Origin of the sequence: Streptomyces sp. N50 (genome assembly GCF_033335955.1) — a bacterium.
Classification (GTDB): Bacteria; Actinomycetota; Actinomycetes; order Streptomycetales; family Streptomycetaceae; genus Streptomyces.
The window spans coordinates 2,106,188-2,128,693 of record NZ_CP137549.1 but is presented as its reverse complement, the minus strand read 5'-3'; the positions used below and the strand labels follow the sequence as shown (position 1 = coordinate 2,128,693).

At 69.1% G+C, this 22,506-nt stretch carries 17 protein-coding genes; 11 read left to right on the top strand and 6 right to left on the bottom strand.

What is annotated here, in order from left to right:
- Positions 1–19: 19 nt before the first annotated feature.
- From R2B38_RS09140 to R2B38_RS09130, 3 genes are read left to right on the top strand one after another with little or no spacing between them, the layout of a single operon-like run.
- On the top strand, positions 20–661 hold the full coding sequence (locus R2B38_RS09140; protein WP_033284465.1) for a cell division protein SepF: 642 nt from the start codon (positions 20–22) through the stop codon (positions 659–661).
- A gap of 50 nt (positions 662–711) precedes the next feature.
- Positions 712–1,002: a YggT family protein gene (locus R2B38_RS09135; RefSeq protein ID WP_019062316.1), complete on the top strand. Its 291-nt coding sequence runs from the start codon at positions 712–714 to the stop codon at positions 1,000–1,002.
- A 52-nt stretch (positions 1,003–1,054) separates the two neighbouring features.
- Entirely contained in the window at positions 1,055–2,281 is a 1,227-nt protein-coding gene (locus tag R2B38_RS09130; RefSeq protein WP_318015774.1) for a DivIVA domain-containing protein, read from the top strand.
- Between the two features lie 205 nt (positions 2,282–2,486).
- Here the strand turns inward: R2B38_RS09130 and ileS are convergent, their stop codons facing one another.
- Positions 2,487–5,624, bottom strand: a complete 3,138-nt coding sequence (gene ileS / locus R2B38_RS09125; protein ID WP_318015773.1) for an isoleucine--tRNA ligase — start codon at positions 5,622–5,624, stop codon at positions 2,487–2,489.
- A 604-nt stretch (positions 5,625–6,228) separates the two neighbouring features.
- On the opposite strand from ileS, the gene R2B38_RS09120 reads away from it, so the two are divergent.
- From R2B38_RS09120 to R2B38_RS09095, 6 genes are all read left to right on the top strand, one after another.
- Positions 6,229–7,362, top strand: a complete 1,134-nt coding sequence (locus R2B38_RS09120) for a TraR/DksA family transcriptional regulator (RefSeq protein WP_318015772.1) — start codon at positions 6,229–6,231, stop codon at positions 7,360–7,362.
- Between the two features lie 87 nt (positions 7,363–7,449).
- Positions 7,450–8,028, top strand: a complete 579-nt coding sequence (gene lspA / locus R2B38_RS09115) for a signal peptidase II (RefSeq protein WP_318015771.1) — start codon at positions 7,450–7,452, stop codon at positions 8,026–8,028.
- 64 nt (positions 8,029–8,092) lie between these two features.
- A complete protein-coding gene (locus R2B38_RS09110) occupies positions 8,093–9,037 on the top strand; it encodes an RluA family pseudouridine synthase (protein WP_033284519.1) in 945 nt (314 codons plus the stop codon).
- The gene (locus R2B38_RS09105) at positions 9,034–9,504 is read left to right on the top strand and encodes a GNAT family N-acetyltransferase (protein ID WP_318015770.1); all 471 of its coding nucleotides are present in this window, start codon (positions 9,034–9,036) and stop codon (positions 9,502–9,504) included. The genes R2B38_RS09110 and R2B38_RS09105 overlap by 4 nt, the downstream gene beginning before the upstream one ends.
- 104 nt (positions 9,505–9,608) lie before the next feature.
- Positions 9,609–11,195: a Na+/H+ antiporter gene (locus R2B38_RS09100; RefSeq protein ID WP_033284471.1), complete on the top strand. Its 1,587-nt coding sequence runs from the start codon at positions 9,609–9,611 to the stop codon at positions 11,193–11,195.
- A 148-nt stretch (positions 11,196–11,343) separates the two neighbouring features.
- Positions 11,344–12,084 (top strand): SDR family oxidoreductase, encoded by a 741-nt coding sequence (locus R2B38_RS09095; protein WP_318015769.1) that lies wholly within the window; start codon positions 11,344–11,346, stop codon positions 12,082–12,084.
- A gap of 183 nt (positions 12,085–12,267) precedes the next feature.
- Here R2B38_RS09095 and R2B38_RS09090 read toward each other — a convergent pair whose 3' ends face one another.
- Positions 12,268–13,377, bottom strand: coding sequence for a mechanosensitive ion channel family protein (locus tag R2B38_RS09090; RefSeq protein WP_318015768.1), 1,110 nt, complete (start codon positions 13,375–13,377; stop codon positions 12,268–12,270).
- Positions 13,378–13,406: 29 nt separating this feature from the next.
- On the opposite strand from R2B38_RS09090, the gene R2B38_RS09085 reads away from it, so the two are divergent.
- Positions 13,407–13,976, top strand: a complete 570-nt coding sequence (locus R2B38_RS09085) for a dienelactone hydrolase family protein (protein ID WP_033284474.1) — start codon at positions 13,407–13,409, stop codon at positions 13,974–13,976.
- Here the strand turns inward: R2B38_RS09085 and R2B38_RS09080 are convergent, their stop codons facing one another.
- From R2B38_RS09080 to R2B38_RS09065, 4 genes are all read right to left on the bottom strand, one after another.
- A complete protein-coding gene (locus R2B38_RS09080) occupies positions 13,977–15,638 on the bottom strand; it encodes an alkaline phosphatase D family protein (RefSeq protein ID WP_318015767.1) in 1,662 nt (553 codons plus the stop codon).
- A 102-nt stretch (positions 15,639–15,740) separates the two neighbouring features.
- A complete protein-coding gene (locus tag R2B38_RS09075) occupies positions 15,741–16,553 on the bottom strand; it encodes a thioredoxin domain-containing protein (RefSeq protein ID WP_318015766.1) in 813 nt (270 codons plus the stop codon).
- A gap of 86 nt (positions 16,554–16,639) precedes the next feature.
- Positions 16,640–17,329, bottom strand: coding sequence for a hypothetical protein (locus tag R2B38_RS09070; protein ID WP_318015765.1), 690 nt, complete (start codon positions 17,327–17,329; stop codon positions 16,640–16,642).
- A 68-nt stretch (positions 17,330–17,397) separates the two neighbouring features.
- Complete coding sequence (locus R2B38_RS09065; protein ID WP_318015764.1) at positions 17,398–18,723, bottom strand: DUF2252 domain-containing protein; 1,326 nt, start codon at positions 18,721–18,723, stop codon at positions 17,398–17,400.
- Between the two features lie 187 nt (positions 18,724–18,910).
- Here R2B38_RS09065 and dnaE point away from each other — a divergent pair, with 187 nt between their 5' ends.
- Entirely contained in the window at positions 18,911–22,450 is a 3,540-nt protein-coding gene (gene dnaE, locus R2B38_RS09060; protein ID WP_318015763.1) for a DNA polymerase III subunit alpha, read from the top strand.
- The last annotated feature ends 56 nt before the right edge of the window (positions 22,451–22,506 follow it).

The window sequence follows — 22,506 nt, the reverse complement described above, 5'->3', positions numbered from 1 at the left end:
AGAGCGGAGGACTCAGAGCATGGCCGGCGCGATGCGCAAGATGGCGGTCTACCTCGGCCTCGTGGAGGACGATGGGTACGACGGCCGGGGTTTCGACCCCGATGACGACTTCGAACCCGAACTGGACCCGGAGCCCGAGCGGGACCGTCGACGGCACGAGCCGTCGCACCAGTCACACACCCCACATCAGTCTCAAAGGGACGAACCGGTACGAGTGGTGCAGCCTCCGGCCCCTCGCGAACCGGTGTCCCATTCCGCTTCACTGGGTGCGGAATCAGGGCGTCCGGCGCGTATCGCGCCCGTGGCATCCATCACACAAGAACGCCAGTCCCTGGAGAAGAACGCACCGGTGATCATGCCCAAGGTCGTGTCGGAACGAGAGCCTTACCGGATCACCACACTTCACCCCCGGACCTACAACGAGGCCCGTACCATCGGGGAACACTTCCGTGAAGGCACCCCGGTGATCATGAATCTGACTGAGATGGATGACACAGACGCCAAGCGACTTGTCGACTTTGCGGCCGGTTTGGTGTTTGGTCTTCACGGCAGCATCGAGCGGGTGACGCAGAAGGTGTTCCTGTTGTCGCCTGCTAACGTCGATGTCACGGCGGAGGACAAGGCCCGCATCGCAGAGGGCGGGTTCTTCAATCAGAGCTGAGACAGACAGCCGCTAGAAAGCACGGAACAGGGGAGAGGGAAAGACAGACCATGAGCGTGTTCGCGCAGGTGATCTACATCGCGCTGATGGTGTTCCTCATCGTGCTCATCTTCCGGTTGGTCATGGACTACGTCTTCCAGTTCGCCCGCTCATGGCAACCCGGCAAGGCGATGGTGGTCGTTCTGGAGGCCGCCTACACTGTCACCGATCCACCGTTGAAGCTTCTGCGGCGGTTCATCCCGCCGTTGCGTCTCGGGGGCGTGGCGCTCGACCTGTCCTTCTTCGTCCTGATGATCATCGTCTACATCTTGATCTCTATCGTGGGCAATCTCGCGAGGTGACAGTGGACGATACGGTCTTGCCGACTGCCGATGACTACGTTGAGGTGAAGAGATGCCGTTGACCCCCGAGGACGTGCGGAACAAGCAGTTCACGACCGTCCGCCTCCGAGAAGGCTATGACGAGGACGAGGTCGATGCCTTCCTCGACGAGGTCGAAGCCGAACTGACGCGCCTGCTCCGCGAGAACGAGGACCTGCGCGCCAAGCTGGCCGCGGCCACGCGCGCCGCTGCGCAGAACCAACAGAACATGCGCAAGCCCCCCGAACAGGACCAGCAGCAGGGCGGCATGCAGCAAGGCGGCATGCAGCAGCAGGGGATGCCCCAGCAGGGCATGCCCCCGCAAGGCATGCGCGGTCCGGGTGGCCCGGTGCCCGCCGGCATATCGGGCCCGCCGCAGCAGCAGATGGGCGGCCCCATGGGCGGCCCGCCCCAGCTGCCGAGCGGTGCCCCGCAGTTGCCCGCCGGTCCCGGCGGTCAGGGCCAGGGCGGCCCGCAGGGTCAGGGTCCGATGGGACAGGGCCCCATGGGCGGTCCGATGGGCCAGGGTCCGATGCAGGGCCAGATGCAGCAGATGGGCCAGGGCCCGATGCAGGGTCAGATGGGCGGCCAGCCCCCCATGCAGCAGCAGATGGGCGGCCCGATGGGCGGTCCCATGGGTGGCGGCATGCCGCAGCAGGGCCCCGGTGGCGACAGCGCCGCCCGTGTCCTCTCGCTGGCCCAGCAGACCGCCGACCAGGCGATCGCCGAGGCCCGTTCCGAGGCCAACAAGATCGTCGGCGAGGCCCGTTCGCGCGCCGAGGGTCTCGAGCGTGACGCCCGTGCCAAGGCCGATGCCCTGGAGCGGGACGCGCAGGAGAAGCACCGCGTCGCGATGGGCTCCCTGGAGTCAGCCCGCGCCACGCTGGAGCGCAAGGTCGAGGACCTGCGCGGCTTCGAGCGCGAGTACCGCACGCGTCTGAAGTCCTACCTGGAGTCCCAGCTGCGTCAGTTGGAGACCCAGGCCGACGACTCGCTGGCCCCGCCGCGCACTCCGGCGACCGCGTCGCTTCCGCCGTCCCCGGCGCCTTCCATGGCCCCGGCAGGCGCCAGCGCCCCGTCGTACGGCGGCAACCAGGGCATGGGCGGCCCGCCGCCCGCCGGTCCGTCCTACGGCGGCCAGCAGCAGATGTCCCCGGCCATGACCCAGCCGATGGCGCCGGTACGGCCGCAGGGTCCGTCGCCGATGGGCCAGGCTCCCTCGCCGATGCGCGGGTTCCTGATCGACGAGGACGACAACTGACCGGCCTTTAGTACGCCTTGGGCGTCGGCAGCGTTCAAAAGGGCGGGGCCCCCGGATCACCCGGGGGCCCCGCCCTTTCGCTGCGCTCGACTTGATCCGGGCGCCTATGGATGTGCCGCGTCCCGCTCTCGGGCGGGTGCGGGTTCGCCGTGGCCGGTCGCGCAGTTCCCCGCGCCCCTTACGGGTGGGCGCGGGGAACGGAGTCTCAGACCTTGTGCAGGCGGAACACCAGCGACAAGCCCTCGTCCGTGAACGCCGGGCCGTAACTGTCGTCCGCCTCGCCCTGGGCGAAGTCCGTGGCGAGGACCTCGTCGGCGATCAGGGCCGCGTGCTCGGACAGGGCCGCGATGACCGCCGGGTCGGTCGACGTCCAGCGCAGGGCGATCCGGTCGGCGACGTCCAGGCCGCTGTTCTTGCGGGACTCCTGGATCAGGCGGATCGCGTCTCGGGCCAGGCCCGCCTGGCGGAGCTCCTCGGTGATCTCCAGGTCGAGGGCGACCGTCGCCCCCGAGTCGGAGGCCACGGACCAGCCCTCGCGCGGGGTCTCTGTGATGATCACCTCATCCGGGGCCAGGGTGATGGTCTCGCCGTCCACGTCGACGGACGCCGTGCCCTCGCGCAAGGCGAGGGACAGGGCAGCCGCGTCGGCGTTCGCGACGGCCTTCGCGACATCCTGGACGCGCTTGCCGAACCGCTTGCCCAGGGCGCGGAAGTTGGCCTTCGCCGTGGTGTCGACCAGCGAACCGCCGACCTCGCTCAGGGAGGCGAGCCCCTCGACGTTCAGCTCCTCGGTGATCTGCGCGTGCAGTTCGCGGTCCAGGGCGGCGAAGCCCGTGGCCGCGATCAGCGCGCGGGACAGCGGCTGGCGGGTCTTGACGCCCGACTCCGCGCGCGTGGCCCGGCCCAGCTCCACCAGGCGCCGTACGAGGACCATCTGCTGGGAGAGTTCGGGGTCGATGACGGAGAGGTCCGCCTCCGGCCAGGTGGACAGGTGGACGGACTCCGGGGCGCCCGGGGTCACGGGGACGATGAGGTCCTGCCAGACCCGCTCGGTGATGAACGGGGTGAGCGGGGCCATCAGTTGGGTCACCGTCTGGACGACCTCGTGCAGGGTGCGCAGCGCGGCCTTGTCGCCCTGCCAGAAGCGGCGGCGGGAGCGGCGGACGTACCAGTTCGAGAGGTCGTCGACGAACGCCGACAGGAGCTTGCCGGCGCGCTGGGTGTCGTAGGACTCCAGAGCCTGCGTCACCTGGTCGGTGAGCGCGTGGAGTTCGGACAGGAGCCAGCGGTCCAGGACCGGGCGGTCGGCCGGGGCCGGGTCCGCCGCGCTGGGTGCCCAGTCGGACGTGCGCGCGTACAGGGCCTGGAAGGCGACCGTGTTCCAGTACGTGAGGAGGGTCTTGCGGACGACCTCCTGGATCGTGCCGTGGCCCACGCGGCGTGCCGCCCACGGGGAGCCGCCCGCGGCCATGAACCACCGCACCGCGTCCGCGCCGTGACGGTCCATCAGCGGGATCGGGTCCAGGGTGTTGCCCAGGTGCTTGGACATCTTGCGGCCGTCCTCGGCGAGGATGTGGCCGAGGCAGACGACGTTCTCGTAGGACGACTTGTCGAAGACCAGGGTGCCGACGGCCATCAGCGTGTAGAACCAGCCGCGGGTCTGGTCGATGGCCTCGCTGATGAACTGGGCGGGGTAGTGGGACTCGAAGAGTTCCTTGTTCTTGTGCGGGTAGCCCCACTGCGCGAACGGCATCGAACCCGAGTCGTACCAGGCGTCGATGACCTCGGGCACGCGCGTGGCGCTCTCGCCGCACTGGGGGCAGGCGAAGGTGACCGCGTCGATGAACGGGCGGTGCGGGTCCAGGGCCGACTGGTCGCTGCCGGTCAGCTCGGTCAGCTCCGCGCGGGAGCCCACCACCGTGAGGTGGTCCTCCGTGCAGCGCCAGATCGGGAGCGGGGTGCCCCAGTAGCGGCTGCGGGACAGCGCCCAGTCGATGTTGTTGTTCAGCCAGTCGCCGTACCGGCCGTGCTTGACCGTGTCCGGGAACCAGTTGGTGTTCTCGTTCTCCTGGAGGAGGCGGTCCTTGACTGCGGTGGTGCGGATGTACCAGGAGGGCTGCGCGTAGTAGAGCAGCGCGGTGTGGCAGCGCCAGCAGTGCGGGTAACTGTGCTCGTACGGCACGTGCTTGAAGAGCAGACCGCGGTCCTTGAGGTCCTCGGTGAGCTTTTCGTCCGCCTTCTTGAAGAAGACACCGCCTACGAGCGGGACGTCCTCGGCGAAGGTGCCGTTCGGGCGGACCGGGTTCACGACCGGCAGGCCGTAGGCGCGGCAGACCTTGAGGTCCTCCTCGCCGAAGGCGGGGGACTGGTGGACCAGACCCGTACCGTCCTCGACCGTCACGTACTCCGCGTTCACCACGTAGTGGGCGGGCTCCGGGAACTCCACGAGCTCGAACGGACGTTGATAGGTCCAGCGCTCCATCTCGGCGCCGGTGAAGGACTCACCGGTGGTCTCCCAGCCCTCGCCGAGGGCCTTGCCGAGCAGCGGCTCGGCGACGACGAGCTGTTCCTCGCCGTTCGTCGCGACAACGTAGGTGACCTCGGGGTGGGCGGCGACGGCGGTGTTGGACACCAGCGTCCAGGGCGTCGTCGTCCACACCAGGAGCGCGGCACGACCGGCCAGCGGACCGGAGGTGAGCGGGAAACGGACGTACACGGAGGGGTCGACGACCGTCTCGTAGCCCTGCGCCAGCTCGTGGTCCGAGAGGCCCGTCTGGTCGCGCGGGCACCAGGGGGCGACGCGGTAGTCCTGGACCAGCAGGCCCTTGTCGAAGATCTCCTTGAGGGACCACCAGACCGACTCGATGTACTCGGGGTCCATCGTGCGGTACGGGTTCTCCAGGTCCGTCCAGTACCCCATGCGGGTCGTGAGCGCCTCGAAGGCGTCGGTGTGCCGGGTCACGGACTCGCGGCACCTGGCGTTGAACTCGGCGATGCCGTACGCCTCGATGTCCTGCTTGTCGGTGAAGCCCAGCTCCTTCTCGACCGCCAGCTCCACCGGGAGGCCGTGGCAGTCCCAGCCGGCCTTGCGGGCCACGTGGTAGCCGCGCATGGTGCGGAAGCGGGGGAAGACGTCCTTGAAGACGCGCGCCTCGATGTGGTGGGCGCCCGGCATGCCGTTGGCCGTGGGCGGGCCCTCGTAGAACACCCACTCGGGGCGCCCCTCGGACTGGTCCAGGGTCTTGGCGAAGATCTTCTGCTCGCGCCAGAAGTCGAGCACGGCGTGCTCGAGCGCGGGCAGGTCGACCTGGGCGGGCACCTGGCGGTACGTCGGCGTTGTCATCAGCGAGCTTCCTCCGGCGGACTTTCTGCCTTCCGTCCGGAGGGACGAGAGCTACGACTTTCCGTACGCCGTGTGCGGCGCGCTCCCGCGGTACCACCCTCCTTGGCTCCCCGGTGCGTCCAGCGCACCAGTGAGCCCCCTCATTGGGGTCGCGATACCGGGTCTACCGGCCGCGGCTGCTGGGCTGCGGCTTTCTTCCGGCGGCTCCGGGGTGATCTTCACGTCGCGCTCGCCCCCGGGCTTCCACCGTCCCCGGGTCGCTCTGGGCTGCGTACGCCGCTACTCGTCCCCATCCACGCTTCTCGCTCCGCCCAGTGTACGGGGCCGCACGGACAGCGGCCGACCGGTTTTGCGGGGGCCGCGGCGGGAGGCTTGCCAGCCCGTCGCGTGACTCGAATGGCGCTGAACACGCGTTCGATGTTCGGGGTGTCGGACTCGGCGGATTACCCGGCGGGGAGCTGGGCACAACGCATGAAGGCTTGCCGCGCGAGGCCAGGGGGGTGGACGAATCGGGCGGCGTGCCCCGTTGCCGCGGGACTCAAGTCGATTTATCGTCCCAGCACGATTCGCGTGCGTGATCACAAAATGTGAAGGGGCCGCGGCCATGGTGGCGAAGAAGACCGCAACGAAGAAGACCGCGGCGAAGAAGGCGGTCGCTACGAAGGCGGCTTCTTCGAAGAAGGCGACCGGGGAAGGGGCCGAGAGACCGGGGGCCGCGAAGGGGGCGGCGGCGAAGGAAGCGGTGGCCGGGAAGAGCACCGCGAAATCCACGGCGACGAAGAAGGCGACGGCTACGAAGACGACCGTTACGAAGAGGGCGGCTACGGGGAAGGGGGCGGGGGCTGCGAAGGCGGCGGTCACGAAGGTGACGGCCGCTCCGAAGGCTACGGAGACGAAGAAGACGGCCGTGAAGAAGACGGTCGGGAAGAAAGCGGCTGTGAAGACAGCAGCTGAGAAGACAGCGGCAGTGAAGGCAGCGGCCGGGAAGAAAACCGTCGCCCCGGAGAGCACGTCGACGAAAAGCAGCCCTACGGAGAGCACCACCAGCGCGAAGAGCAGTTCTACGAAGAGCACCACGGACACAAAGAGCACCACCGGCACGGATAGCACCACCGGCACGAAGAGCGCCACAGGCACCAAACGCACTACGGGAACCAAGAGCACGGTCGGCACGAAGAAGAGCTCGACCGGCACGAAGAAGAGCGCGGCCAAGAAGGCAAAGGCGGGCGCGGCGCAGGCCGCGGAGCAGACGGGAGCCACGACGGTGGTTGCGAAGAAGACTCCTGGCACGGCCACGGCGGCGAAGACGGCCGTTCCGAAGGCGCGGGTCGCGGCGGTACCCGGCGAGCTCGCGGTGCGCCCCGGCGAGGACCCCTGGACGCCCGAGGAGGTCGAGGAGGCCCGTACCGAGCTGCAGTCCGAGGCCGCGCGGCTGAGCGAGGAGATCACGTCCACCGAGCAGGCCCTCGCGGGTCTGATGCGGGACTCCGGGGACGGCGCGGGCGACGACGACGCCGACACCGGCACCAAGAACATCACGCGCGAGAGCGAGATGGCGCTGGCCGCCAACGCGCGCGAGATGCTGATCCAGACCGAGCGCGCCCTGGGGAAGCTGGACGCTGGCACCTACGGCCTGTGCGAGAACTGCGGCAACCCGATCGGCAAAGCCCGTATGCAGGCGTTCCCCCGGGCCACCCTCTGCGTCGAGTGCAAGCAGAAGCAGGAGCGCCGGTACTGAACGCCGGTACGGAACGCCGGTACTGAAGCCTCCGACAGGTGTGCCGTACCCTCATCCTGAGTTAGGCACCTAGGTCGAGGGACTCACGTGGCAGAGGCGGAGCGCATCATCGGTACGCCGGATACCCCAGAGACGGCGGGGGCAGAGCCGGAGCAGGGTGGCACCGCGTCGCCCCCCAGGGGGAAGCGCCGGATCGCCGTGCTGTTCGCGGTGGCCACCTTCGCGTACACCCTCGACCTGGTCAGCAAGCTGCTCGTGGTCGCCAAGCTGGAGCACCACGCGCCGATCGAGGTCTTCGGGGACTGGCTGGAGTTCCACGCGATCCGCAACCCGGGCGCCGCCTTCGGGTTCGGCGCGGCCTTCACGGTCATCTTCACGATGATCGCGGCCGCCGTGATCGTGGTCATCGCCCGGCTCGCGCGCAAGCTCTACAGCCTGCCGTGGGCCATCGCGCTCGGCCTGCTGCTGGGCGGTGCGCTCGGCAACCTCACCGACCGGATCTTCCGTTCGCCCGGCATCTTCCAGGGCGAGGTCGTCGACTTCATCGCGCCCAAGGGCTTCGCCGTCTTCAACCTCGCCGACTCGGCGATCGTGTGCGGCGGCATCCTGATCGTGCTGCTCTCCTTCCGCGGCCTGGACCCGGACGGCACCGTCCACAAGGACTGACCGCGCGGGCCGCCGTACGGGCTTCGGTAAGGCGGTGTCGGACCCGTCCGGCATACTCGACCGGGTGAGCACAGTTCCCGAGATCCGAAACCTGCCCGTGCCCGACGGCCTGGAGGGCGAGCGTGTCGACGCCGCCATCTCCCGCATGTTCGGCTTCTCCCGTACGAAGGCCGCCGAGCTGGCCGCGGCGGGGAAGGTCACGGTCGACGGCTCGGTGGTCGGGAAGTCCGAGCGCGTGCACGGCGGGGCCTGGCTCGAGGTCGAGATGCCGCAGGCGCCCGCGCCCGTGCAGATCGTCGCCGAGCCCGTCGAGGGCATGGAGATCGTCTACGACGACGATGACGTGATCGTGATCGTCAAGCCGGTCGGCGTCGCCGCCCACCCCAGCCCCGGCTGGACCGGGACGACGGTCATCGGTGGGCTGGCAGCCGCCGGGTACCGCATCTCGACGTCCGGTGCCGCCGAGCGCCAGGGCATCGTGCACCGTCTCGACGTCGGCACGTCCGGCCTGATGGTCGTCGCGAAGTCGGAGCGGGCGTACACCTCCCTGAAGCGCCAGTTCAAGGAGCGCACGGTCGACAAGCGGTACCACACGCTGGTCCAGGGCCACCCCGACCCGACCAGCGGCACCATCGACGCCCCCATCGGCCGCCACCCGAACCACGACTACAAGTGGGCGGTCACCGCCGAGGGCAAGCCGTCGGTCACGCACTACGACCTCATCGAGGCGTTCCGCGCGGCCTCCCTGCTCGACGTGAAGCTGGAGACCGGCCGCACCCACCAGATCCGCGTGCACATGGCGGCCCACCGCCACCCGTGCGTGGGCGACCTGACGTACGGCGCCGACCCGACGCTCGCCAAGCGGCTGCGCCTGACCCGCCAGTGGCTGCACGCCGTCCGGCTCGGGTTCGAGCACCCCGCCGACGGCCAGTGGGTCGAGTTCGAGAGCGGCTACCCGGACGACCTCCAGCAGGCCCTGGACCTGGTGCGCGAGGAGACGTACGCATGAGTCCGACGCCCTACGCGGTACGCGTCGCCGAGGATCCGGCCGACCGTGAGTCCTGCTTCGCGGTGCGCAAGGAGGTCTTCGTCGTCGAGCAGGGCGTGGCCCAGGAGATCGAGTACGACGACTACGACGCCGTAGCGACGCATGTGCTGGCCGTGTGTGAGGACGGGACGCCGCTCGGGACCGGGCGGTTGCTGTACGGCGAGGCCGCCGCGGCGAAGACCGGTGGGGACCTGAGTGTCGGGTCCCTGGGGCGGTTGGCCGTGAGCAAGGAGGCGCGGGGGCTCGGGGTCGGGGTCGCGCTAGTGCGGGCCATCGAGGACGCGGCACGCGCGCGTGGTCTGGCCGCCGTGGATCTGCACGCGCAGACGCATGCGCTGGGGTTTTACGAACGGCTCGGGTACGAGGCGTACGGGCCGGAGTTTCCGGACGCGGGTATTCCGCACCGGGCGATGCGGCGCGCTCTGTAACGGGCTCCACAACCTGAGGGCGTCGAAAGAGCTGGTCGGGTGGGCGGCGTGGCAGGCTGGGGCGTCCGCTGTGTGAACGTCGAGATCCCGCCGGAGTCCTGACCGTGGATCAATTGGCCCTGCTTTTCGTCCTGTTGCTCGGGGCCGTGGTGAGCGTCCCGCTGGGGGACCGGTTCGGTCTGCCGGCGCCGGTGCTCATGACGCTCCTCGGGATAGTCCTCGCGGTGGCCGACTTCGTGCCGAACGTGAACGTCCCGCCCGATCTGATCCTGCCCCTGTTGCTGCCACCACTGCTGTACGCGGCCGTACGGCGCACCTCCTGGCGGCAGTTCACGGCGAACATCCGGCCCATCTTCCTGCTGGCCGTGGCGCTGGTGTTCGTCACCACCCTCGCCGTGGCCGCCGTCGCGAGCGCGATCGTGCCCGGGCTGCCGATAGCGGCCGCCGTGGCGCTCGGTGCGCTGGTGGCGCCGCCCGACCCGGTCGCCGCGACCGCCGTCGCGGGGCAGCTCGGGCTGCCGCGGCGGCTGGTGTCGATCCTGGAGGGCGAGGGTCTCTTCAACGATGTGACGGCCATCGTGCTGTACCACGTGGCGATCGCGGCCGCCGTCAGCGGGAGCTTCCACTTCTGGCGTGCAGGGCTCGACTTCGTGCTGTCCGCGGTCGTCGCCGTAGTGGTCGGCGTGGTCCTGGGGTGGGCCACGAACAAGCTGATGTCGGCCCTCGACGACGCCACCCTGCAGATCGGGCTGACGCTGCTGGTGCCGTACGCCTCGTACGTCCTGGCCGACGAGCTGCACGGCTCGGGCGTGCTGGCCGTGCTGACCACCGCGCTGTTCCTGGCCGAGTACTCGCTCGGTGCCGATGACGTGCTGACGCGGCTCGCGGGGGCGACGGTGTGGGACGTGGTGGACACGTTGGTGACCGGGGTCGCGTTCGGGCTCATCGGGCTCGAACTGCACAACGCGATCCGTACGGCGTCGGGGCGGTGGGGCGAGATGCTCGGCTGGGCCGCGGCGATCGTCGGGGTCGTGGTCGTCGTACGGCTGGCGTGGTTGCTGCCGGCGACCTGGCTGACGAAACGGCTGCACGCCAAGCGGGACTACGACGAGGAGATCCCGACGTCCTGGCGGGAGACCGTGATCATGTGGTGGGCGGGGATGCGAGGGGTGGCGTCCGTGGCGCTGGCGCTGGCGATTCCGCTGACCATGGACGACGGGTCGGCGTTTCCCGACCGGGACGAGATCGTGTTCATCGCGTTCGGGGTGATCATGGCGACGCTGGTGCTTCAGGGGCTCACGTTGCCGTGGCTGGTGAAACGGCTCGGGGTGCGGGCCGACACCGACAGCGAGAAGGCGTTCGAGAAGGAGCTGGCCGTGCGGGCGGCGAAGGCCGCGAAGCGGCGGCTTCGGGAGATCGAGGATGTGGAGGAACTGCCGGAGGAGGTGTCCGAGCAGTTGCTGCGGCGGGCGTTCGACATCGGGGTGCGGATCTCTCCCGAGGTGGGGGACGGGGAGCGGCGGGAGGCGTACGAGAAGCGGGTGAAGCGGGTGAAGCGGATGCGGCGGATCCAGGGGGAGATGATGAGCGCGGCTCGGCATGAGGTGTTGGCGGCGCGGAGCGAGCCCGGGGCGGATCCGGAGATCGTGGACCGGGTGCTTCGGCATCTCGACGTGCGTAGTTTGAGGTGAGTCTCCCACCCACGCACCGCCCGTTTACGGGCAATTGAGGGCTGGACGCTCTAGTGGGGGTGCGGCGCCGTCGGCGGCCTTCCGGCCGTGCATGGCAGTTCTGTAAACGCGGGAGAGGGACGCCCGCTTTGCTTTGTACGCTCGCCCCATGGCTCGCAACGTAGTAATCAGTGGTGGTGGTACGGGAATTGGGCTCGCCGCGGCGCATGCCTTCGCGGGTGACGGGGATCGGGTGTTGCTGCTCGGGCGACGGCGTGAGGTGCTGGAGAAGGCAGCGGTGCCGGGGGCGTTGACGTACGCCGGGGACTTGAGTGAGCCCGAAGTCGTGCGCGGGGTGGGGCGGTTCGTTGCCGAGGAGTTCGGCACCGTGGATGTGCTGGTGCACGGCGCGGGCGGTACCGGGGCGTTGGAGCCGGGGAGTGCGAGCAGTGACCCGCTGGACCGCGTCGCGCACGACTGGACGGTCAACTTCCGCATCAACACCCTCAGCGCCGCGCTGCTCACCGAGGCGCTGAAGCCGCGGCTCGCGGAACCGGGCGGGCGGGTGCTGTTCGTGAGCTCCATCGCCGCGTACCGGGGTTCGGGGAGCGGGGCGTACGGCGGGGCCAAGGCCGCGTTGCACCCGTACGCCTACGACCTGGCCCGGGATCTCGGCCCGCGCGGCATCACCGTGAACGTGGTCGCGCCCGGGTACATCGAGGACACCGAGTTCTTCGGGCCGCAGATCGATCCCGCCCGGCGTGAACGGCTCATCAACGACACGTCGACCGGGCGGGCCGGTACGCCAGGGGATGTCGCGGCGACCCTGCACTGGCTCGCGTCTCCGGCTGCTGGGCATGTGACTTCGCAGGTGATCCAGGTCAACGGCGGGGCTGAGCGGGGGCGTTGAGGGGGGTGCCGGGGCAGGTTGTCGGTCGGGTGCGGCGCCGTCGTGGCTGGTCGCGCAGTTCCCCGCGCCCCTGAAAGGCGAGGGTGTCGGCTCAGGTGTTGGAGCGCCCCGAGCCCTGTCTCCCTAGGGGCGCGGGGAACTGCGCGACCAGCCCCCACCGGACCCGCGCCGGTCCCCGATCCGTCACCCGCGATCCGCCCCCGGCGGCTCATGCGCAGCCCGACCCCCACCCCCGCCGTTCGGTGACGGATCCTCGCCCGGGATCGGTGCCGCGTCCGCCGTGTTCACGCGGGGGAGGGCGTACGGGTGTTCCACGTACAGCCAGCGGATCATCTGCTCGCGGACGGTGACCCGTACCGTCCAGATGTCGTCCGCGTCTTTCGCCGTGACCAGGGCGCGGACCTCCATCGTGTTCGGGGTGGTGTCCGTGACGACGAGGCCGTAGCTGCGGCCGTCCCAGGCGGGGCAGGCGCGGAGGATCTCGCGGAGTTGCGTGCGCATCGCGTCGACCGGGGCCGAGTGGTCGACCTGGAAGTAGACGATGCCGGTCATCTGGGGGGTGCCGCGGGACCAGTTCTCGAAGGGTTTGGACGTGAAGTACGACACCGGCATGGTGATCCGGCGTTCGTCCCAGGTGCGGACCGTCAGGAAGGTCAGGGTGATCTCCTCGATCGTGCCCCACTCACCGTCCACGACCACGGTGTCGCCGATGCGGACCATGTCGCCGAAGGCGATCTGCAGTCCCGCGAAGAGGTTGGCGAGGGTCGACTGGGCCGCGACACCGGCGACGATGCCCAGGACGCCCGCCGAGGCCAGCAGGGACGCGCCGGCCGCGCGCATCGCCGGGAACGTCAGCAGCATCGCGGCGACCGCCACCACGCCGACGATCGCGGCCACCACCCGCGTGATCAGCGTCACCTGGGTCCGGACCCGGCGGACCCGGGCCGCGTCCCGGGAGGCCCGGGCGTAACGCGCGTACGACGACTCCACGATCGCCGCCGCGACCCGGATCATCAGCCACGCGGTGGCGCCGATCAGCACCAGGGTGAGGGTCTGGCCGATGCCGATCCGGTGTTCCTCCAGGAGCTGTGCCTGGTCGTAGGAGGCTCTGAGGAAGGCGGCGCAGAGTACGAGCTGGTACGGGACCCGTCCTCGGCGCAGCAGGCCCCACAGGGTGGTGTCGTCGTGCCGGGCGTCCGCCTTGCGCAGCAGCAGGTCGGTGACCCAGCCGATGAGCAGCGTGAGGACGACGGAGCCGCCGATGACGATCAGCGGGCGCAGTACGTTCTCCATGTGTCCGACCGTACTGGCACGATGGCTTCATGAACATCATGCTCTTCCACTCCACGTACGGTCTCCGGCCGGCGGTGCGTGACGCCGCCGAGCGGCTGCGCGCGGCGGGCCACGAGGTGTGGACCCCGGACCTCTTCGAGGGGCAGACGTTCGAGACGGTCGAGGAGGGCATGGCCTTCAACGACGGTATCGGCAAGGACGAGGTGCTGAAGCGGGCCGTGCTGGCCGCCGCCCCCTACTCCGAGCGCGGGCTCGTCTACGCCGGGTTCTCGCTCGGCGCCTCCGTCGCGCAGACCCTCGCCCTCGGCGACGAGAAGGCCCGCGGCCTGCTCCTCCTGCACGGCACCTCGGACATCGCGGCCACCGCCTCCGTCGACGACCTGCCGGTCCAGCTGCACGTCGCCGAGCCCGACCAGTTCGAGACCGACGACTGGCTCAGCTCCTGGTACCTCCAGATGGGCAGGGCGGGCGCGGACGTCGAGATCTACCGGTACGCCGGAGCCGGCCATCTGTACACCGACCCCGACCTCCCGGACTACGACGAGGAGGCCGCCGAGGCCACCTGGCGGGTGGCCCTCGGTTTCCTCGAAACGCTGTAACTACACGGGGTCGTACGTCCGTTCCACCTTCTGCGTGCCGCTGCGGGTGCGGTACGACCGCTCCCAGGACGAGGTCGCGGTCGCCGACGTGCGGTCGGACAGGACGTAGTAGTCCATCTGCGCTCGGTCGGCCGTGATGTCCAGGACGCCGTAGCCGTGGCGGTCCGTGTCGACCCAGTGGACGTGCCGGTTGGCGAGCTGGATGACCGGGGCCGCGAGCGCGGAGACCGTGCCCTCGGGGACCTTCACGATGTCGTCGAGGTTGTCGGAGGTGACCGAAGTGATCACGAACTCCGTTGCCGCGGACGGCGACAGGGGGTACGTGCCGGCGTCCACCGGTACGTCGTTCGCCCAGGACATGTGGATGTCGCCGGTGAGGAAGACCGTGTTGCCGATCGCGTTCGAGCGCAGATGCGCGAGGAGTTCACGGCGGTCGTCGGTGTAGCCGTCCCACTGGTCGGTGTTGACGCCTATGCCGTCCTGCGGCAGGTCCAGCAGCTTGGCGAGCGGCTTGAGCAGGTCGGCGGTGAGCGAGCCGATGACGAACGGCGCGATCATCACGGAGTTGCCGACCAGCCGCCACTTGGTGTCCGACGCCTTCAACCCGGCCTTCAGCCAGTCGAGTTGGGCGCGTCCCGTGATCGTACGGTCCGGGTCGTCGACCGAACCGCTGCCCGAACTCGCCTGCTGCGAACGGAAGGAACGCAGGTCGAGGAGCGAGAGGTCCGCCAGCTTGCCGAAGCGCAGACGGCGGTAGGTCGTGCCCGCGATCGCCGGGCGGACCGGCATCCACTCGAAGTACGCCTGTTTCGCGGCCGCTTGACGGGCCGTCCAGGTGCCCTCGGCGCCCTCGGTGTGGTTGACCGCGCCGCCGGACCAGGCGTTGTCGGCGAACTCGTGGTCGTCCCAGATCGCGATGACCGGCGCCTTCAGGTGCAGGGCCTGGAGATCCGGGTCGGTCTTGTACTTGCCGTGCCGGGTGCGGTAGTCGGCGAGCGTGATGATCTCGTTGGTCGGCGCGTGCTGTCGTACGACCGTGCCGCGCGCCGCGTACTCGCCCGACTTGTACTCGTAGATGTAGTCGCCCAGGTGCAGCCACGCGTCGAGATCGTTGCGGGCCGCGAGATGGCGGTACGACGAGAAGTAGCCCGCCTCCCAGTTGGCGCAGGTGACGACGCCGAAGCGCAGGCCGGTCACGGTCGCGTCCGCCGCCGGCGCGGTGCGGGTGCGCGCCGCCGGGGAGTCGGTGCCGCCGGCCGAGAAGCGGAACCAGTAGTCGGTGGCCGGGGCCAGGCCGCGGATGTCGGCCTTGACGGTGTGGTCGGAGGCGGCGGTCGCGGTGAGGGAGCCCCGGGAGACGACGTTCGTGAACGCCTTGTCGGTGGCTACCGTCCAGCTCACCTCGGTGTCCGGGCCGAGCCCCGAGCCCGGGACCGCCTCGGCGGTGGGCGTCACCCGGGTCCACAGGAGGATCCCGTCCGGGAGCGGGTCCCCGGAGGCGACTCCGTGCAGGAAGGAGGGGGTGTCGGTGGCGGCCCCGGCGGGGAGCGCGGCGATCAGCGGGCCGGCCAGGACCGCGGTGGCGGCCGCGGCCTTGACGACCGTACGGCGGCGCGGGGAGGGCGAGTTGACGCTCTCGGGTGCTCTGTATCGACTGGTCACGAGCGAACAGGTTACTGATCAGTATTAACGAGAGCGGGCGAACTCGTAAAAGTTCGCCCGCTCTTCGGCCGCGCGTCGTGCAACAGCGTCCTACGGCAAGGCTCAGGCCTTGAGGGCCGCCGTGATCGCCGTGGTGAAGTCGGCTACCGTCATCGGCGCGTTCGTGCCGTCCGAGCCGGTCAGCGTCTTGCCGTCCATCTTCAGGGTCGGGGTGCCGGTGACCCCGCTCTTGTCGAACGTCGCGGACATGTCCAGCGCCCACTTGTCGTAGGTGCCGGCCTTCACGGCCTTCTGGAAGGCCGCGTTGTTCTTCAGGGCCGGGACCGTGTTCGCGACCTTGATCAGGTACGAGTCGTCCTTGAATTTGTCGGTCGTCTCGTCCGGGTGGTACTTCGTCGAGTAGAGCGCGGTCTTGTACTCGAGGAACGCCTCGGGGCTGACGTTCAGCGCGGCGCCCATGGCGCTCAGCGCGTTCTTCGAGCCCTCGCCGTTGTCCTTGTTGTCGATGAACGTGGCGCCGACGTACTGGATCTTGAACTTGCCGGCGTCGAAGTCGCTCTTCACGGTCGTGCCGACGGTCTGCTCGAACTGGGCGCAGATCGGGCAGCGCGGGTCCTCGTACATGACCAGGGTCTTCTTGGCGGTGCTCTTGCCGAGGACGACCGTCGTGCCGTTGGTGCCGGTGGTGTTGGCCGGCTTGACGAGCTTGTCGTCCTTCGCCGACTCCCAGTAGGTGGGCTTGTTGTTCTGTACGACGGCGTAGCCGATGCCGCCGGCTATCGCGAGGACGCCGACGACCGAAGCGGCGACTATGAGTTGCCGCCTGACCTTGGCGCGTTTGGCCTGGCGCTCGCGCTCGGCGCGCAGCCGCTCACGGGCCGCCGTCTTCGCCGCCGCGCTGTTCCGCTTGCTCATGTTGGTGATCTCCATATGGGACGCGTACACGTCGTACGCGGAATACGTGTGGGGGACTGATGTGTGCTCAGGTACCTGTGGGGTGTTCAGACCGCGAGGAGGACCGAGCACGGCGGTCCACGCCGTCCCAGGGAGTGCACCAGCAGCCGCTCACGGGCGGTGGCGATGCGGTGCGTGGCGCGCGGCAGCCGGCGGACCGGCGCGGTGCGGCGGCCCGTCACCGCGGCGACGGCCAGGAGCAGCGGGCGGAAGCCCACCGCCGTGGCCGCGCCCAGCAGTTCGGAGATCGCGCGCTCGCCGCGGCGCAGATAGGCGGCGGCCAGCAGGCCGACACCGATGTGTGCGCCGAGCAGCAGCCAGGCGGCGGTGGCGTCGGTGTGCGTGAGGAGCGCCGCCGCCTGATGGGGATCGCCGGTCACGCGGGCCAGCGAGGTGCCCACGTCGCCGCCGCTGCACAGCACGTCCAGGCCGACCGCGCGCAGCGGTCCGGCGACCGGGCCGCCCGCCCTGCCGTAGCAGGCGTGCTGGCCGGTGGTGAAGACCGTGTCGGCGGCCAGCTCCAGGGGGATCAGGAGGGCGGCGATCCGGCCGAAGCCGCGCTCGCGGCCCGCGAGCGCGTACGCGATCACGAACACGGTGGCGGCGATCGCCGCCACCGTGCCGAGCGGCAGCGGGACCCGGGACAGCAGCACGTGCGACGCGGTGCTGAGCGTCACGACCAGTGCCGTGAACAGCGCCGCGCGTACGGCCCTGAGCTGGATCCCGGATATGTCCATAGCGGAGGAGAGTCTGTCACGTGCTCCGGTAAGGGACCCCTAAAGGGTTCCTGTGAGCGTACGGATGGTTACAGACCCGGAATCCGGCCGTTGCGGAACAGGTCGACGAAGGTCTGGTGGTCGGCACGCGCGCGTGCGCCGTAGCTGTGCGCGAAGTCGACGAGCACGCCCGCGAAGCCGTCCTCGTCGGCCGCGATCGCCGCGTCGATGGCCCGCTCGGTGGAGAACGGCACCAGGGACTCGCCGGACTGGTCGTCGGCCGCCGCGTGCATCGTGGCCGTGGCCCGCCCGAGGTCGGCGACCACGGCGGCGATCTCCTCCGGGTCGTCGATGTCGCTCCAGTCCAGGTCCACCGCGTACGGCGACACCTCGGCGACCAGCTGCCCGGTCCCGCCCAGCTCGGTCCAGCCCAGCCACGGGTCCGCGTGCGCCTGGAGGGCGCGCTGGGAGATCACCGTGCGGTGGCCCTCGTGCTGGAAGTAGTCCCGGATCGCCGCGTCCGTGATGTGCCGCGAGACGGCCGGCGTCTGGGCCTGCTTGATGTAGATCACCACATCGTTCTCCAGGGCGTCGCTGTTGCCCTCCAGAAGGATGTTGTACGACGGCAGTCCGGCCGAGCCGATGCCGATGCCCCGGCGGCCGACGACGTCCTTCACGCGGTACGAGTCGGGGCGGTCCAGGGAGGACTCGGGAAGCGTCTCCAGGTAGCCGTCGAAGGCCGCGAGGACCTTGTAGCGGGTCGCCGCGTCCAGCTCGATGGAGCCGCCGCCCGACGCGAACCGGCGCTCGAAGTCACGGATCTCCGTCATCGAGTCCAGCAGCTCGAAGCGGGTCAGCGAGCGGGCCGTGCGCAGCGCGCCCAGCAGCGGGCCGTCGGCCGTGTCCAGCGTGAACGGCGGCACCTCGTCGCTCTTCGCCCCGGTCGCCAGCGCGTGCACCCGCTCCCGGTACGCGCCCGCGTACACCTGCACCAGCTCGGTGATCTGCTCGTCACTGAGCGCCTTCGCGTACCCGATCAGCGCGACGGAGGCGGCGAAGCGCTTGAGGTCCCAGGTGAAGGGGCCGACGTAGGCCTCGTCGAAGTCGTTGACGTTGAAGACCAGCCGGCCGTTCGAGTCCATGTACGTGCCGAAGTTCTCGGCGTGCAGGTCGCCGTGGATCCACACGCGCGAGGTGCGGTCGTCCAGGTACGGGCCGCCCCGCTTCTCGGCATCGAGGTCGTGGTAGAAGAGGCACGCGGTGCCCCGGTAGAACGCGAACGCCGAGGCTGCCATCTTCCGGAACTTCACGCGGAACGCGGCCGGGTCGGCGGCCAGGAGCTCGCCGAAGGCGGTGTCGAAGACGGCAAGGATCTCCTCGCCGCGGTGCTCGTCGTTGAGCTGCGGAACCGACATCGCTCTGTGCCTCCTGGTACGGGTGGTGCGTGACATGTGACGGGTCTGTCGTCACCTTCCAACGCTCGAAGGTACGTGGGAGTGCCCGCCGTGTGTCAGTCCCGAGGCATAGGATTCGGTCTCGTCCCCCCAGACCGTCCGCTGCTCTTTGTCGATCGTTTCCCCTGTTATCCCTGGAGGCCAAGCCGTGTCAAAGCCGCCGTTCACGCACCTGCATGTCCACACCCAGTACTCGCTCCTGGACGGTGCCGCGCGGCTGAAGGACATGTTCAACGCGTGCAACGAGATGGGCATGACCCATATCGCGATGTCCGACCACGGCAACCTCCATGGGGCCTACGACTTCTTCCACACGGCGAAGAAGGCGGGCGTCACCCCGATCATCGGCATCGAGGCGTACGTCGCCCCCGAGTCGCGGCGCAACAAGCGCAAGATCCAGTGGGGCCAGCCGCACCAGAAGCGCGACGACGTGTCCGGTTCGGGTGGTTACACCCACAAGACGATCTGGGCGGCGAACAAGACGGGCCTGCACAACCTCTTCAAGCTGTCCTCGGACGCGTACGCCGAGGGCTGGCTCCAGAAGTGGCCGCGCATGGACAAGGAGACCATCTCCCAGTGGTCCGAGGGCCTCATCGCCTCCACCGGCTGCCCCTCGGGCGAACTGCAGACCCGGCTGCGCCTCGGCCAGTACGACGAGGCCCTGAAGGCGGCGGCCGAGTACCAGGACATCTTCGGCAAGGACCGGTACTTCCTGGAGCTGATGGACCACGGCATCGAGATCGAACACCGGGTCCGTGACGGCCTGTTGGACATCGGCAAGAAGCTCGGCATCCCGCCCCTGGTGACGAACGACTCGCACTACACGTACGCCCACGAGTCCGTCGCGCACGACGCCCTGCTCTGCATCCAGACCGGCAAGAACCTCTCCGACCCGGACCGCTTCCGCTTCGACGGCACCGGCTACTACCTGAAGTCCACCGACGAGATGTACGCCGTGGACTCCTCGGACGCCTGGCAGGAGGGCTGCCGCAACACCCTCCTGGTCGCCGAACAGATCGACACCTCGGGCATGTTCGAGGCCAAGAACCTCATGCCGAAGTTTGACATCCCGGACGGCTTCACCGAGGTCACCTGGTTCAAGGAGGAGGTGCGCCGGGGCATGGAGCGCCGTTTCCCGAACGGCATCCCCGACGACCGCCAGAAGCAGGCGGACTACGAGATGGACGTCATCATCCAGATGGGGTTCCCGGGCTACTTCCTCGTCGTCGCCGACTTCATCATGTGGGCGAAGAACAACGGCATCGCGGTCGGCCCCGGCCGTGGCTCCGCGGCCGGTTCGATCGTCGCGTACGCCATGGGCATCACCGACCTCGACCCCATCCCGCACGGCCTGATCTTCGAGCGGTTCCTCAACCCCGAGCGCGTCTCCATGCCCGATGTCGACATCGACTTCGACGAGCGCCGGCGCGTCGAGGTGATCCGGTACGTGACGGAGAAGTACGGCGCCGACAAGGTCGCCATGATCGGCACCTACGGCAAGATCAAGGCCAAGAACGCGATCAAGGACTCCGCGCGCGTGCTGGGCTACCCGTACGCGATGGGCGACCGGCTCACCAAGGCGATGCCCGCCGACGTCCTCGGCAAGGGCATCGACCTCTCCGGCATCACCGACCCCAAGCACCCGCGCTACGGCGAGGCGGGCGAGATCCGCGGGATGTACGAGAACGAGCCGGACGTCAAGAAGGTCATCGACACCGCCAAGGGCGTCGAGGGACTGGTCCGGCAGATGGGCGTGCACGCGGCCGGCGTCATCATGTCCAGCGAACCCATCGTCGACCACGCCCCGGTGTGGGTCCGCCACACGGACGGCGTGACCATCACGCAGTGGGACTACCCGCAGTGCGAGTCGCTCGGCCTGCTGAAGATGGACTTCCTGGGCCTGCGCAACCTCACGATCATGGACGACGCCATCAAGATGGTGAAGTCCAACAAGGGCATCGACCTGGAGATGCTCGCCCTTCCGCTGGACGACCCCAAGACCTTCGAACTGCTCTGCCGCGGCGACACGTTGGGCGTCTTCCAGTTCGACGGCGGCCCGATGCGCTCCCTGCTGCGCCAGATGCAGCCCGACAACTTCGAGGACATCTCCGCCGTCTCGGCCCTGTACCGCCCGGGCCCGATGGGCATGAACTCGCACATCAACTACGCCGAGCGCAAGAACAAGCGCCAGGAGATCACCCCGATCCACAAGGAGCTGGAGGAGCCTCTTGAGGAGGTCCTCGCGGTGACCTACGGCCTGATCGTGTACCAGGAGCAGGTGCAGAAGGCCGCGCAGATCGTCGCCGGGTACTCGCTCGGCGAGGCCGACATCCTGCGCCGCGTGATGGGCAAGAAGAAGCCCGACGAGCTGGCGAAGAACTTCACCATCTTCCAGGCGGGCGCCAAGAAGAACGGCTACAGCGACGAGGCGATCCAGGGCCTGTGGGACGTCCTGGTCCCCTTCGCCGGCTACGCGTTCAATAAGGCGCACTCCGCCGCGTACGGCCTGGTCTCGTACTGGACCGCCTACCTGAAGGCCAACTACCCGGCCGAGTACATGGCGGCGCTGCTCACCTCGGTCAAGGACGACAAGGACAAGTCCGCGATCTACCTGAACGAGTGCCGCCGCATGAAGATCAAGGTGCTCCCGCCGAACGTGAACGAGTCGGTGCACAACTTCGCCGCCCAGGGCGACGACGTGATCCTCTTCGGCCTGGAGGCCGTGCGCAACGTCGGCACGAACGTGGTCGACTCGATCATCAGGTCCCGCAAGGCGAAGGGGAAGTACGGCTCCTTCCCCGACTACCTGGACAAGGTCGAGGCCGCCGCCTGCAACAAGCGGACCACCGAATCCCTCATCAAGGCCGGTGCGTTCGACACCCTGGGGCACACCCGCAAGGGCCTCACCGCGCACTTCGAGCCGATGATCGACAACGTGGTGGCGGTCAAGCGCAAGGAGGCCGAGGGGCAGTTCGACCTCTTCGGGGGGATGGGCGACGAGGACACCAGCGAGCCCGGCTTCGGACTCGACGTGGAGTTCACCACCGACGAGTGGGAGAAGACGTATCTCCTCGCCCAGGAGCGGGAGATGCTCGGTCTGTACGTCTCCGACCACCCGCTCTTCGGTCTGGAGCACGTACTGTCCGACAAGGCCGACGCGGGCATCGCCCAGCTCACCGGAGGTGAGCACGGGGACGGCGCGGTCGTCACCATCGGCGGCATCATCTCGGGCCTCCAGCGCAAGATGACCAAGCAGGGCAACGCCTGGGCGATCGCCACCGTCGAGGATCTCGCGGGCTCCATCGAGTGCATGTTCTTCCCGGCGTCCTACCAGCTGGTGTCGACCCAACTCGTCGAGGACACCATCGTGTTCGTCAAGGGCCGCCTCGACAAGCGCGAGGACGTGCCGCGCCTGGTCGCGATGGAGATGCAGGTCCCAGACGTGTCGAACGTGGGCACCAACGCGCCCGTGATCCTCACCATCCCGGCGACCCGGGTCACTCCGCCCATGGTCAGCAGGCTCGGTGAGATCCTCAGCCACCACCGGGGCGACAGCGAGGTCCGCATCAAGCTCCAGGGCCCGACCAAGACCACGATCCTGCGTCTGGACAAGCACCGGGTGAAGCCCGACCCGGCGCTGTTCGGCGACCTGAAGGTGCTGCTCGGCGCGGCCTGCCTGGCGGGCTGAGCACCAGGCGTAGGGACACGACTGAGGGGCGCATCCGCCAACGGATGCGCCCCTCA